A 353-nucleotide genomic window follows, 5' to 3' on the forward strand; every position below is an offset into this window, starting at 1 on the left:
GTTTTCTCTCGGTTTAATTATGATTAACAATTAAAATTAGAAAATTATAGATATTATTCAGTTTTCAAAGAACAAAAGAATAAACAACCTTAGTTGTTTAATGGAGAATAGCGGGATCGAACCGCTGACCTCCTGCGTGCAAGGCAGGCGCTCTCCCAGCTGAGCTAATTCCCCATGTATGGGCCTAAATGGACTCGAACCATCGACCTCACGCTTATCAGGCGTGCGCTCTAAACCAGCTGAGCTATAGGCCCGATACGCGTGCTCTGAGAGTAGACCTCTCAAAACTAAACAAAACTTTGACATAGTGTGGGTTTCCGTTTATTCCTTAGAAAGGAGGTGATCCAGCCGCA

General features: G+C 43.3%; 2 tRNA genes. Both read right to left on the minus strand.

From position 1 onward, the window contains the following. Positions 1-101: 101 nt before the first annotated feature. Positions 102-174: transfer RNA gene (locus tag HFC68_RS09270), tRNA-Ala, on the minus strand. A gap of 5 nt (positions 175-179) precedes the next feature. Further along, positions 180-254, minus strand: a tRNA-Ile gene (locus HFC68_RS09275). Positions 255-353: the final 99 nt, after the last annotated feature.

The sequence above is a fragment of the Pediococcus sp. EKM201D genome (genome assembly GCF_011800215.1).
In the GTDB taxonomy this organism is placed as follows: domain Bacteria; phylum Bacillota; class Bacilli; order Lactobacillales; family Lactobacillaceae; genus Pediococcus; species Pediococcus pentosaceus.